The organism is Scytonema millei VB511283 (assembly GCF_000817735.3).
Classification (GTDB): Bacteria; Cyanobacteriota; Cyanobacteriia; order Cyanobacteriales; family Chroococcidiopsidaceae; genus Chroococcidiopsis; species Chroococcidiopsis millei_B.
Window position 1 is genome coordinate 297,410 of sequence record NZ_JTJC03000006.1, and the last position, 11,852, is coordinate 309,261.

General features: G+C 44.8%; 14 protein-coding genes. 7 read left to right on the forward strand and 7 right to left on the reverse strand.

What is annotated here, in order from left to right; genetic code table 11:
• Window positions 1-186: 186 nt before the first annotated feature.
• The 3 genes from cutA to QH73_RS20985 form a co-directional block, all read right to left on the reverse strand.
• Complete coding sequence (gene cutA, locus QH73_RS20975) at window positions 187-507, reverse strand: divalent-cation tolerance protein CutA (RefSeq protein WP_039713935.1); 321 nt, start codon at window positions 505-507, stop codon at window positions 187-189.
• Between the two features lie 88 nt (window positions 508-595).
• The gene (locus tag QH73_RS20980; RefSeq protein ID WP_039713934.1) at window positions 596-1,297 is read right to left on the reverse strand and encodes an iron-sulfur binding domain-containing protein; all 702 of its coding nucleotides are present in this window, start codon (window positions 1,295-1,297) and stop codon (window positions 596-598) included.
• Between the two features lie 294 nt (window positions 1,298-1,591).
• The gene (locus QH73_RS20985; protein WP_039713933.1) at window positions 1,592-2,539 is read right to left on the reverse strand and encodes a helix-turn-helix domain-containing protein; all 948 of its coding nucleotides are present in this window, start codon (window positions 2,537-2,539) and stop codon (window positions 1,592-1,594) included.
• A gap of 359 nt (window positions 2,540-2,898) precedes the next feature.
• On the opposite strand from QH73_RS20985, the gene coaD reads away from it, so the two are divergent.
• The 3 genes from coaD to QH73_RS21000 are packed head-to-tail and all read left to right on the forward strand — an operon-like array spanning window position 2,899 to window position 4,252.
• Window positions 2,899-3,387, forward strand: coding sequence for a pantetheine-phosphate adenylyltransferase (coaD, locus tag QH73_RS20990; protein WP_039713932.1), 489 nt, complete (start codon window positions 2,899-2,901; stop codon window positions 3,385-3,387).
• Window positions 3,360-4,010 (forward strand): ATP synthase subunit B family protein, encoded by a 651-nt coding sequence (locus QH73_RS20995; protein ID WP_039713931.1) that lies wholly within the window; start codon window positions 3,360-3,362, stop codon window positions 4,008-4,010. The genes coaD and QH73_RS20995 overlap by 28 nt, the downstream gene beginning before the upstream one ends.
• Window positions 4,007-4,252 carry a hypothetical protein gene (locus tag QH73_RS21000; RefSeq protein ID WP_132867437.1) on the forward strand — a complete coding sequence of 82 codons (246 nt, stop codon included), beginning with the start codon at window positions 4,007-4,009 and terminating at the stop codon, window positions 4,250-4,252. Before QH73_RS20995 ends, QH73_RS21000 begins: the two co-directional genes overlap by 4 nt.
• On the opposite strand, the gene QH73_RS21005 is transcribed toward QH73_RS21000, so the two are convergent.
• The 3 genes from QH73_RS21005 to QH73_RS21015 form a co-directional block, all read right to left on the reverse strand.
• On the reverse strand, window positions 4,220-5,293 hold the full coding sequence (locus QH73_RS21005; RefSeq protein ID WP_039713930.1) for an AI-2E family transporter: 1,074 nt from the start codon (window positions 5,291-5,293) through the stop codon (window positions 4,220-4,222). The genes QH73_RS21000 and QH73_RS21005 overlap by 33 nt on opposite strands.
• On the reverse strand, window positions 5,278-6,816 hold the full coding sequence (gene cysS, locus QH73_RS21010; RefSeq protein WP_039713929.1) for a cysteine--tRNA ligase: 1,539 nt from the start codon (window positions 6,814-6,816) through the stop codon (window positions 5,278-5,280). The genes QH73_RS21005 and cysS overlap by 16 nt, the downstream gene beginning before the upstream one ends.
• A gap of 117 nt (window positions 6,817-6,933) precedes the next feature.
• A complete protein-coding gene (locus QH73_RS21015) occupies window positions 6,934-7,506 on the reverse strand; it encodes a Uma2 family endonuclease (RefSeq protein ID WP_039714623.1) in 573 nt (190 codons plus the stop codon).
• Window positions 7,507-7,811: 305 nt separating this feature from the next.
• On the opposite strand from QH73_RS21015, the gene QH73_RS21020 reads away from it, so the two are divergent.
• Window positions 7,812-8,084 carry a type II toxin-antitoxin system TacA family antitoxin gene (locus tag QH73_RS21020; protein ID WP_039713928.1) on the forward strand — a complete coding sequence of 91 codons (273 nt, stop codon included), beginning with the start codon at window positions 7,812-7,814 and terminating at the stop codon, window positions 8,082-8,084.
• A complete protein-coding gene (locus tag QH73_RS21025; RefSeq protein ID WP_039713927.1) occupies window positions 8,075-8,593 on the forward strand; it encodes a GNAT family N-acetyltransferase in 519 nt (172 codons plus the stop codon). Before QH73_RS21020 ends, QH73_RS21025 begins: the two co-directional genes overlap by 10 nt.
• A gap of 10 nt (window positions 8,594-8,603) precedes the next feature.
• Here QH73_RS21025 and QH73_RS21030 read toward each other — a convergent pair whose 3' ends face one another.
• Window positions 8,604-9,986: a GTP-binding protein gene (locus tag QH73_RS21030; RefSeq protein ID WP_039713926.1), complete on the reverse strand. Its 1,383-nt coding sequence runs from the start codon at window positions 9,984-9,986 to the stop codon at window positions 8,604-8,606.
• A gap of 321 nt (window positions 9,987-10,307) precedes the next feature.
• On the opposite strand from QH73_RS21030, the gene QH73_RS21035 reads away from it, so the two are divergent.
• Together QH73_RS21035 and QH73_RS21040 are read left to right on the forward strand one after the other, a co-directional pair.
• Window positions 10,308-10,529: a DUF4327 family protein gene (locus QH73_RS21035; RefSeq protein ID WP_015156335.1), complete on the forward strand. Its 222-nt coding sequence runs from the start codon at window positions 10,308-10,310 to the stop codon at window positions 10,527-10,529.
• 291 nt (window positions 10,530-10,820) lie between these two features.
• The gene (locus QH73_RS21040) at window positions 10,821-11,852 is read left to right on the forward strand and encodes an Acg family FMN-binding oxidoreductase (RefSeq protein WP_039713924.1); all 1,032 of its coding nucleotides are present in this window, start codon (window positions 10,821-10,823) and stop codon (window positions 11,850-11,852) included.

Genomic DNA, 11,852 nt, shown 5'->3' on the forward strand with positions numbered 1-11,852 from the left:
GGGAACAGTTCTAATTTTATTAGGATTTCGGTTAGCCTTTGCCAAAGGAACAGAATAATTAGATTCAGGTGATTGAAATAGCCATATGATTGTAGGGGCGGGTTTGCCGAGTTATTTTATGTATATATGGATATCTCCATTAAACCCGCCCTATTAAGATTTATAGTTAATTCACAAGAAACAATATTATTTAACAGAAGCAGAAATCCAATCTAGATAAGATTGAGAACCTGCTAATATCGGAATGGCAATAATTTCAGGTACTTCGTAAGAGTGTAATTCGCGGATTTTAGCTTCTAAATTGGAAAATTGAGCTAAATCTGTTTTGATTAATAATTGCCATTCTTGTTCTTGATTAATTTCTCCCTGCCAAGTGTAAACCGACTGGATGGGGAGAATATTTACGCAAGCAGCTAACTTAGATGCTACTAAAGAAGTGGCGATCGCCTCTGCTTCTTGTGGCGATCCGGCTGTGACCAAAACTACACCGTAATTGGTATTATTCATGATTTGTCTGGGTTTGTGTGAGGGCGGGTTTTATAAAAAATCTGACTCAAATCCCCAGATCTTAGTTAAACCCGCCCCTACAAATCGTTTATGCTGAATGTTTAATTTTGGCGTAATTGCATTGCGATCGCAACGGACAAATTCCACAACTGGGATTTCTTGCCGTACAAACTCCCGCACCAAAATCTAATAGCGTTAAATTCCACCGACTCACATTTGTTTTAGGAGCGACATATTCAGCCGCACTCCACAGCAACTTACAACGAGATTTGACACGATTCCCCTGCAAACCAAAGAAACGCTCCAGAATCCGCGCTACGTTGGTATCCAATATCGCTAGCGGCTGTGCAAAAGCATTAGCACAAATAGAACGCGCCGTATACAAACCAATTCCAGGCAAAGAAAGCAACTGAGCCTCTGCTGCTGGAATTTCACCATCGTACTGTTCGATAATAACTCGTACAGATTGGTAGAGGCGATCGGCACGAAAATGCAACCCTAAAGGCTTTAATAAAATCGCAATTTCTGCTACTGATGCCGTCGCCAAATCTTTGAGAGTAGGATATTGAATCAAAAAAGCTTCATAAATTGGAGCAACTGTATTAGCACCAGTTTTTTGCAGCAAAAACTCAGCGATGAAAATAGCATAAGGATTTGTCGTACTGCGCCAAGGAAATTCTCGCAGATTGAGAGTAGCCCAACTAGTTAACTGACGACGAAACCACTTAATTTTGTTTGCAGCCAGAAGCGATGTAAAATTTTCCTGAGATTGAGCGATCGCGCTTGTCACAACACCAGATTCCTCTCTTTCAAAAAATACTTAAACTTTGTGCCATCATTCCAATTGAGAAACAATCTTGCGCAACAAGCAGCTTACCAAAAATTAAACTAGGGTGCGAAAATCCAAAACTACACTTTGCGTCTTTGCACGCCAGTTGCTACAACGGAGGGAACCTCACGCCAGTCGCCTCAACGGGGGAAACCCCCGCACGGCGCTGGCTCCGCAACGCACTGGCTCGCCTTTGCGTGACACAATAAGCAACTCTGTAAATAGAGACACGACATAGAGCGCCTCTACAAACATCTAATTAGACGACAAAGAATAGACTCGTCCATCAAATAGCAAACGTGTGATACCTTTAGACTGAAGTTGAGAACGAGTTTTTTGCAACATCCGACTATCGGGAACTTTAATCACGCGATCGCGTTTGCTAGAAAATCGCCGCGCTACCCGATGGTTATCAAATATCGGTAGAGTTTTTTGTTGGACTTCTTGCACGGGAATTTGTCCCAAATCGCCAAAATCCCTCAACGGTCGCGTAATTAATTCTGCCATGCGATCGATCACGATATAACATGTTCTCGGCAGCATTGCTTCTGACAACGGTAACACCCTGACGAAGCTTTCGACGGGCAATCGCCTTCTAATAACTGGTGTTGTCTCTTCCTCGAAATCGTCGTCTTCGTCTAGATCTTCTAAATCTTCTAAGTCTTCTAGATCGTCATCCTCATCATCTTCGTCTTCATCTTCATCGAGCAATTCTTCTCCTACCATAATTGCTGCAATCTGGCTAGCCTCTGCGCTTACCTCCTCGCGCACTTCTTCTTCTACAGGTAGGGAAGGGTTACTAAGTAATTCTAATTGTTCCGCTAGCGGCTCGATTTCTGCTCCAGTCTTCGCTGTCGAACGCCGTTTTTTCACAGGTTTGGGGGTAGGGGCTTCAACAACTGGTTCGGGTTCAGATATTGTTTTTAGTATGGGTGCTTCTAGGGTGGGTGAGGGTACTTCTACCACAGGGGAAGCGATCGCTGTTACCTCTTCTCTCTCTGCTCCCCCAGGAGTCCGAGCCGCCCGTTTGGCTGCAATAAGCGTTTCATACTCATCTTCTGGCAAAGTCACTTTCAAGAAGCGACTAATCGTAGAGTTGCTCACCCCATAGCGATCTGCTAGCGTTGATGTTGTCTCTCCTGTATTGCGATACAAATCTAAAATTTCTGTTCTGTCAGCTTCCGTTAATTTTTTGACCGTCATACTCCAGTTTCCCCTCAGCCCGCTTCTCATTACTAGAATTGGCGATTGCGGCTCGATATTCGCTCTTGTCTCTACAGCACCAATGGCAAAAGTGGTTTTAGGTTAAGCCCGATCGAGCGCCTACCAATTCCAGCCAGAACACTGCTGCATTCAATTTTAGCGGTACTTTGATTCTCATTGGGCATTGGTCATTGGTCATTTGTTGACGGTTGACGGTTGACGGTTGTTGGTTGTTGGTTGGTGGTTGGTGGTTGGTAGTTATTGGTTGATGGTTGTCGCTCCTCTACTCCTCTGCTCCCTGCTCCCTGCTCCCTGATAACTGATTTATAATTTTCCAGTAACTCTGAGGCTGTTGACTAGTGCTAGCCATTTATCCTGGTAGCTTCGATCCAATTACCTTGGGACATCTCGACATTATCGAACGCGGCTGTCAGCTATTCGATCGCTTAGTCGTTGCCGTGTTGCGCAATCCGAATAAAACACCTATGTTCACCGTGCAGGAACGGCTAGAACAAATTCGCCTTACCACTCGTCATTTACCTAATCTGGAAGTTGATAGCTTTGACGGACTAACCGTCAATTACGCTCAAATGCGACAAGCTAAAGCTCTCATCCGTGGTTTACGGGCAATTTCAGACTTTGAGGCTGAATTACAGATGGCTCACATCAATAAAACGCTATCATCTGAAATTGAAACTGTTTTTTTGGCGACATCAAATGAGTACAGTTTTTTAAGTAGTAGTGTGGTGAAAGAGATCGCTAAATTTGGCGGTCCCATCGACCATCTAGTCCCACCGCACATTGCTCGGGATGTTTACCGATGCCAAGCCAAAACTCACCCAATCTAGAGCCTGAAGAGAATAGAGGCTTTCCGCCGCTAGCAGATGCTGCCGATCTAGGTAGCGGAGAAATTCAGCAGGAATTGGCTCGGCTAGAAGAAATCATTCTTTCTAGTCCCCATATTCTTCTGACGCGCAGAACGCTAGTAGATGAGGATCAGTTGCTCGATCGAATCGAACTCATTCGATCGCTTCTACCAGATGTGATACAACAAGCACAAGCGATCGTCGCGCAAAGACAGGAAATTCTCTTGCAGGCAGAACAAGAAGCCGATGAAATTATTCAGACGGCACAGTCACAGGCAGCCCAGATTATCGATCGGACGACTATAGTACAACAAGCTGACCTTTCAGCTAGGCAACTCCAGCAGCAAGTTCAACAAGAGTGCTTATTAGCGCAAGCAGAAAATTTGCAACAAATCGATCGCCTGCGTCAAGAAGCGGAACGGCAAATTGAGCGGATGCGACAAGAGGCAATTATGGAGGCAGAGGATATTCTACGCGGTGCGGATGATTATGCCGATGCTGTGCTTAATAGTTTGGAGCAGCAACTTACCGAAGCACTCCGCATCATCTACAACGGACGACGGCAGTTGCAACCAGATGAAACACAGCAGCGGAAATCCGCTTGAATCAGTTATCAGTTATCAGTTATCAGTCATCAGTTATCAGTCATCAGGGAGCAGTTAATTCCGACTGCCGACTTACGACTTCAGTTATCAGTTATCAGTTATCAGTCATCAGGGAGCAGTTAATTCCGACTGCCGACTTACGACTTCAGTTATCAGTTATCAGTTATCAGGGAGCAGTTAATTCCGACTTACGACTTACGACTTACGACTTACGGCTTACTTATTGCTTTGCCTTCAGCTAATAATTTCGGTCGTAAATATAGGTTTTCTAATAGTACTGATGCTCCAGCAATCCAGGGTGGTACGATGACAGCTCCTAGAATCCCGAGAACTTGGGTTCCTCCCAAAACAGCTAGTAGTTGATAGAGTGGATGGACTTGGACGGAGGAGCCAACAAGTAGGGGATCGAGAACGTAGGTTTCTAGGTTCTGGACGATGATAAATAACAATAATACCCACAAAAACGTCCAGCCACCTTGGGAAATGGCAACGACTAAAGCCGGAATTACACCTAAGATGGGTCCGAGAAAAGGAATTAAATTAGTAAAGCCAGCGATCGCTCCTAAAGCTAGGGCAAATTCTGATAAACCTAAAATTCCCAAACCGATTGTAATGGCAACGGATAAAATTGCTGAAACCAAGACTCGACCTTGAATGTATCCTCCCATACGGCGGGCGATTGGTTCGACTTGCTCGGCGAGGCGATCGTTCCACGGTTGGGGAAATAAATTGACTAAACCTGAAATTAAATTTTCCCTCCCAGCAACCATATAGCCTGAAAGCAAAAACGCCAGAATTAAGTTAAATATTCCGCCTAAAATTCCGGTAGTGATGTCGTAGGAACTGACTAATAATTGTTGACCGGAGCGAATTATCCACCCAGTTAATGCTTGCAGGTCAAAAAACTGCTCGATCTCCGATTCAGTAATTCCCAATTTGAGCGCGAATTGTTCTACCAATTCAAAAAGATTGTCGATATAAAGCGGCAGTATTCTCACCAAAGTTTCGATCTGAGCGATCAGGGTAGGACCGACGAGTAAACCGACTCCAGTTAAGCCAGCCACTAAAGTGAGATATACGCTAATGACTGCCAGCCAGCGGGGAAACCGCCATTTTTCTGCTATGGTGACAATAGGCGCGATCGCGGCTGCTAAGACAACAGCAATCATCAAAGTTACTAATAAGCCCCGGAGTTGCCACAACAAAATTGCCAAAAAGATAGTGGCAACGAGGAGTAGCAAGTTAGATACAGACAACAAAGGACGATTTAATTGCGATGCCATCGCGTACCATCACGGCTATCAATTACAGCGATTCCGCGAGCCTGGAGTTCGTCGCGAATGCGGTCTGATTCGGCAAAATTCTTTGCTTTTCTAGCAGCTTGCCTTTGTTCCAGCATAGCTTCAATTTCTGTATCGCTTAAACCATCGTTAGTTGTAGTGTCAGGCTCTATTTCGGCAGTAAATCCTAAAACCTCGGCTAAAGTTACCAAGGTGTACCACTGACGTTGTAATTCCTCTGGTGAGGTTTCTGTCTTGCCTTGGTGTACCAATAGATTACCTTCCCGCGCCAATTCTTTTGCTAAAGGTTGCAACACAGCTAATCCATTCGGAAAATTAAAGTCATCATTGACTGCTGCTTTAAATCTTTGTACGACTTCAGGGAGCAGGGAGTCGGGAGTCGGGAGTCGGGAGTCGGGAGAGTTGCTAGTGGCTAGTGGCTGGTGGCTAGAATTGCTTCCTTGTCCTCCTTGTTCCCCTTGTCCCCCCGTTTCCTGACTCCATCCCAGTTGCTTGCCATATTGATGTCCAAACAGCAATCCTTCTCTGAGGGTGTGCCAGCCGTTGGTAGCAGCCGCGATCGCTTCGTCGGTAAAATCAATTGGTTTGCGATAGTGTGCTTGTAGGACGAATAACCTAACTGCCATCGGATCGGTGGGGCGATCGAGTAACTCGCGAATCGTGATAAAGTTGCCCAAGGATTTAGACATCTTTTCCCCGTTTACCTTCACCATGCCATTGTGCATCCAGTAGTGAGAGAGGGATTTGCCTGTTACGGCTTCACTTTGAGCAATTTCATTTTCATGGTGGGGGAAAATTAAATCTGCTCCCCCTGCATGGATATCGATCGTATCACCCAGGCGATCGCGTACCATTGCCGAACATTCAATGTGCCACCCTGGACGACCTGCACCCCAAGGTGATTCCCACGCTGGTTCCCCTGGTTTAGCGGCTTTCCACAGAGCAAAATCAAATGGTTCTTGCTTTTTTCTTCCTTCTGGGTCTTCTGCGTCTACACGCCCGCTAGCGCCTGCTTGCAAGTCTTCTAATCTGCGTCCCGACAACTTACCATATTCGGGAAACTGTTTGACAGCGTAGTAGACATCGCCATCGGCGGGATAGGCATAGCCTTTTTGTTCTAATTCAAAAATCAGCCGTTGGATGCCATTCATTGTATGCGTAGCGCGGGGATAGGCATCTGCTTCTTTGACATTTAGCCGCGTCATATCCTCAAAATATGCCTGGATATAGCGTTCGGCTACGGCTTCCATTGAGGAATTTTCTTGACGGGCGCGGTTGAGAATTTTATCGTCAATATCAGTAAAATTCTGAATGTACGTGACTTCGTATCCGAGAAATTGCAGGTAGCGCCGCACGACATCCCAGATAATACAAGCGCGTGCATGACCCAAATGGCAATAGTCGTATACTGTTACGCCACAGTAATACATTTTGACTTTGCCTGGTTCGACAGTCTCAAATGGTTCTTGACGACGAGTGAGAGTGTTGTAGATTGTCAGGGTCATAACAGGGCAACTATGTTTTTAGCGATCGCACGCGAAGCGCGATCGTCACTAAATCTCATGTTAAACCCTCAAGAGTCATTCAGATTCTGGTTTAGGTATCCCGGTTTACCCGTGTGTTTACAAAATACCTTGTAAATCCAAAACGAACCCAGGCAGTATATCTTCTCCTGATAAGGTCGTGGGAGATGACAACACTTCTACTTCACGTTCTTGGCGATAAATCTCAACATACTGCTGTTTGGGCTCGAGCAGCCAACCTAAGCGCACCCCATTTTCTATATACTCTCGCATCTTGGCTTGTACGTCTTCGAGCATATCGCTAGCCGACATCAATTCCACCACAAAATCGGGAGCTATGGGTAAAAACTTGTCTGGATCTGGGTTTATTGCCTCAATTCTTTCTTGTCTCACCCATGCAGCATCGGGGGAACGGATAGCCCGATTAGGTAGGATAAAACCTGTAGAGGAGTCAAAGGCAATGCCTGTATTGTCGCATTCTGCCCAGATTTCCAGTCTTGTCGATAGTTTAATATTACGGTTTCCAGTTCCCCATGCTGTAGGTGGCATAATTACTATTTTTCCTTTCGCAGTGCGCTCAAACTTGAGATCTCGGTTGTGTTGACAAAGCATGAAAAATTGCTCGTCGGTCAAGTCGATGACTGAATGTAAGTCTAGGGCGATGGTATTCATATACGCACTCTGGACAATAATCTCTTGCAAAATTCTAAATTGCGATCGCATAGATCTGAGGGCGGGTTTGCCAATCGTTTTTGACTCCGATAAAGATTCCGGGTGAAACCCGCCCCTACGAAACATTTATCTGTGTTTATCCACGTTTGATTAATGCAAATCTTATCTCATTTCTAAATGCAACTCATGCAAAATCGTAATTGGCTTGATTTGTCTCGGCACTATTGTTTTGTGTTGACATTGTATATACAAATTTTGTATATTGAAAGCAGTAAGCAAAAATAGTACTAACCCACACTTAAACAATGCCTCGCGAGACCCGTGACGTAACTATCAACATTCGGGCAAAACAGAGTCAGCGAGATCTGATCGATCTAGTTGCAGAAATACAAGGCAAAAGCCGATCCGACTTTATGCTAGAAGCCGCCTACCGAGAGGCTGAAGCTGTGTTACTTGACCGAAAACTTTTTGCTGTAGACGAAGAAACATTTAACCAATTTCTCGCTCGACTTGACGCACCTCCAGAGCAAAACGAGAAGTTACGCGCTTTACTTGAGACAAAAGCACCTTGGGAATAAATCGAAGTCAGGAAAAGCCACGCCCTCCTGAGCCACTTTCTGCAATACACGAACTACAAGATTTCAATTCAGGCAATGCGACACTGGACGATTGGATAAAGCGCCGCGCCTTAAAAAACGAGCAAGGTGGTGCTTCAAGAACTTACGTTGTCTGCATCGGTCAAAGAGTCATTGCCTACTATTGTCTCGCTGCTGGCTCTGTAGTAAACGCAAGTGCGCCGAATCGAGTGCGGCGGAATATGCCCGATCCGATTCCTGTAGCAATTATAGGAAGACTGGCTGTAGATCGCGAGTGGCAGCAAAGAAGAATAGGAAAAGCGTTAGCCCGCGATGCCATTCTTCGCACGTTACAGGCAGCAGAAATTATCGGCATCCGTGCAATTCTCGTCCACGCTATTTCAGAACAAGCTCAACATTTTTATGAAAAGTGCGGTTTTATAGCTTCACCTATTGCATCAATGACTTTAATGGTAACAATTGACGATGCTCGTGCTGCGCTTGGTGAATGACAATAGATATTTAACTCAAATGTTGCCCCAACTCTAACCGCAAGCGATACAAAATTGTATTTGGCTCGACTTGAGATAAAATTTCTTGAATGACTGTACTCGCACCGAATTGTCCCCAACTACAACCTTTTTCTAGATACACTTGGGCAGCTTTTCCCACAGCATACGTACCATAACCAGCAATTCCCCCTTGCGCGATCGCAGTTCCTGCAAATGCAGTTATATTAAACGGATTCTCCCCAGAGGCGATCGCAGTCGCACTTTTACCTAAGCCTAATAGCATTCCGCTACCTAATTCGCTCAACAATAAACCACCAGAACTAAACAAAATTGTTCTCAACAACTTTGTGGCTTCAAACCCCGTCATTGGCAAATTATATAATTTAGCCAAAGCACGAATTAGGGCGAGATCGGCAACAAATCCGCCTAAAACGTCAAGTACAGCGATAGGGTTGAGTCCAACAGCTAAAGCTTTGTATTTGGTATATTGCCAAATTAAATCTTCCGCCGCTTCATTAAGACGATCTAGAGTTTTACATGCGATCGCGGCTTCTGCGTCTTTTACTTGTAGTAAAGCATTTAATGCCAGTAGCGATCGCCCCTCACGATTGAGTACGTGCAAAATCTTTTGCTGTAACTCCGCAACTTGGGGTGTTGGCGTTTCCCACTCGTAAGCAACTTGTCCGTCGGGATATTCTACCCGCACTTCTTCGGCTGCTGGTTCCGCCGCCACCATGACGATTTCATCGCTAGATAGCAGTTGCTGTAAGCGTCTTGCAGTTGGACTACCAGCCCCTAATTGTTGGAGATTTTTATAAATTGCTTCCCTATCGGTTTCGGGATATAAATCGATTTTATTGAATACTAAAATTAGCGGTTTCTGTGCTTGTCGTAGTTCGCAAAGTGCTTGATATTCAGTACGGGTAATATCACCAGCTACAACAAATAAAATTAAGTCAGCTTGACGCGCTACGTCCTTCGCCATTTGCGCTCTAGCTTGACCTTCAATTTCATCTAATCCTGGCGTATCGATTAATTCAATTTGTACTTTTCCACCTGGATTCCAACGCACGGAACGGGGATATTGAGTCACACCGTGTAGGGGACCCGTGGGTAAAATTTTCTGCCCGACTAAGGCATTGAGAACCGCTGATTTACCTCGACTCACCAATCCAAAAGCAGCGATACAAATGACATTCGTTTCTAACTTATTCAGCGTGGAAGTTAGGACTTCCAAATCTGGTTTAACCAACCCAGCTAATTCAAGCTTTGCAGGCTTTGGATTGGGTTTACGCAGATGTCCGTACCAAGATAGCGCTTGGCGGATACTGGCACGAGCGCGGTTGAGGTGAGATTCTTGGAGATCGATTCGCCTAGCTTGAGATTGTGTCAAGGTTGAGAGACTGCGGCAGGGTACAGATTTACTCTAGTGCGATCGCAGTTGGAATGGCAAATCCAGCGACTGCACAAGGCGGATTTTATCTGTGTGGTTCTGCATGAATCCTCAAACAATCTGGGAGAACGTTGAGTTACTCACAATTTCCTCAAATTTGCTTGCTAAGTTGAACCTAGAACCAAACAAGACGTGGTTTAAACCAACCTGATGCTATGGCAATTCCCAAGGGTTCTTACATCTCGGGTGCTAGCTGTTGACTGTTGACTGCTGACGGTTAACGGTTAACAGTTAACTATTACTGGGTAGAAGGTAATTTGTATGAAAACATCAGTTAAGTACGACATCAATGCTATCAAAGACGAAGCGCGTCAACTCGTTGATAAAGGACTTGTTGACCGTCACCAGCCAATTTATGCTTTGTGCAAATACATTCCAGGTCGTGAGTGGGTTTGTGTGGAAATTGAGCTAGAGGAAAATGATTTTTTGCTGAGAGATCGAATTATCGATCTATTAGGTCGTGAAGACTGGCAAGAAGACTAAAAAATTCAAAAGTTAAAAGTTAAAAGTTAAAAGCTAAGACTTGGTTGCGATTAATAGTTTTAGTATTGACTTGAAAAAAATTCAAAAGTTAAAAGTTAAAAGTTAAAAGCTAAGACTTGGTTGCGATTAATAGTTTTGGTATTAGCTTGAAAATAGCTTAAATAGTTTTTTTGATATAGTTTAGAAACGAGTCAAATCTAAAATCGACGCTGTAAGCTGCAATAACTTAATATTGCTGAAAAAACATTCGAAATTACCGAGCAAAATTATAAATGCTGCGAGGCGATCGCCATGTCTACAATATCCAATTTCTGGAACATTGAAGAAGCTGAATTTCCCCAAACTGGTACACCTACAGAGCAGCTCAAGTTTCTTTTAAATTATGCATTGCTAGCTCCTTCTGGGCATAATACTCAGCCTTGGAATTTTAAAGTTCAAGATGAAGCGATCGCGCTCTATGCTGACCGGACTCGCGCTTTGCCTGTTGTCGATCCTCAAGACCGAGAATTAATTATCAGCTGCGGTACGGCATTATTTAATCTTCGGATTGCTCTACGTCACTTTGGTTATACGGGCAAAATCTTAACTTTTCCAGAACCCAGCCATCCAGACTTGTTAGCGGCGATTCAATTAGGCAAACCCACACAGGCTAGCGCTGACGAGCAAATGCTGTTTGAGGCAATTCCCCAAAGACACACGAATCGAAGGGATTATGAAAACTGGGATGTACCCAAATCGATGCTGACATGGCTGCAAGTGGATGCTGCCAGCGAAGGCGCTTGGTTGCAAGTTGTGAAAGGAGATCTAACCCGTCAGGCGATCGCCGAATTAGTGGTACGAGGCGATCGCTTGCAAATGGCAAATCCCGACTTTCGGCGCGAATTAGCAGCTTGGATTCATCCAGGTAGCAGCCCCAGCCACGATGGTATACCTGGATATGCTTATGGCGTGAATCAGTACCTAGATTTTGCTACACCGATCTTTGCTTGGGCAATGCGTACCCTCGATCTCGGAGATGCAGTGGCTCATCATAGCCGCCAACTCGCGATCCAGTCTCCGGCAATTTTAGTGCTGGGTACAGAGCAAGATACTCCGAGAGATTGGCTGGCAGCGGGGCAAGCACTAGAGCGGGTATTGCTGCGAAGTCAAGCAGTCGGATTATCAGCATCCTTTTTAAATCAGCCGATTGAAGAGCCAACTTTGCGATCGCAACTAAGCAAATTAATCTACGCATCAGGCTATCCACAAATTCTGTTGCGTCTGGGTTTTGGTTCTGAAGTAAAACCAACAGCAAGGCGAGGAGTGGATGAAGTTTTGCTATAA

Coding starts and splice junctions, on each gene's coding strand:
- cutA (WP_039713935.1), bottom strand. CDS start 507: ATGAATAATACCAATTACGGTGTAGTTTTGGTCACAGCCGGATCGCCA.
- QH73_RS20985 (WP_039713933.1), bottom strand. CDS start 2,539: ATGACGGTCAAAAAATTAACGGAAGCTGACAGAACAGAAATTTTAGAT.
- QH73_RS20995 (WP_039713931.1), top strand. CDS start 3,360: ATGCCAAGCCAAAACTCACCCAATCTAGAGCCTGAAGAGAATAGAGGC.
- QH73_RS21005 (WP_039713930.1), bottom strand. CDS start 5,293: ATGGCATCGCAATTAAATCGTCCTTTGTTGTCTGTATCTAACTTGCTA.
- cysS (WP_039713929.1), bottom strand. CDS start 6,816: ATGACCCTGACAATCTACAACACTCTCACTCGTCGTCAAGAACCATTT.
- QH73_RS21015 (WP_039714623.1), bottom strand. CDS start 7,506: ATGAATACCATCGCCCTAGACTTACATTCAGTCATCGACTTGACCGAC.
- QH73_RS21020 (WP_039713928.1), top strand. CDS start 7,812: ATGCCTCGCGAGACCCGTGACGTAACTATCAACATTCGGGCAAAACAG.
- QH73_RS21035 (WP_015156335.1), top strand. CDS start 10,308: ATGAAAACATCAGTTAAGTACGACATCAATGCTATCAAAGACGAAGCG.
- QH73_RS21040 (WP_039713924.1), top strand. CDS start 10,821: ATGTCTACAATATCCAATTTCTGGAACATTGAAGAAGCTGAATTTCCC.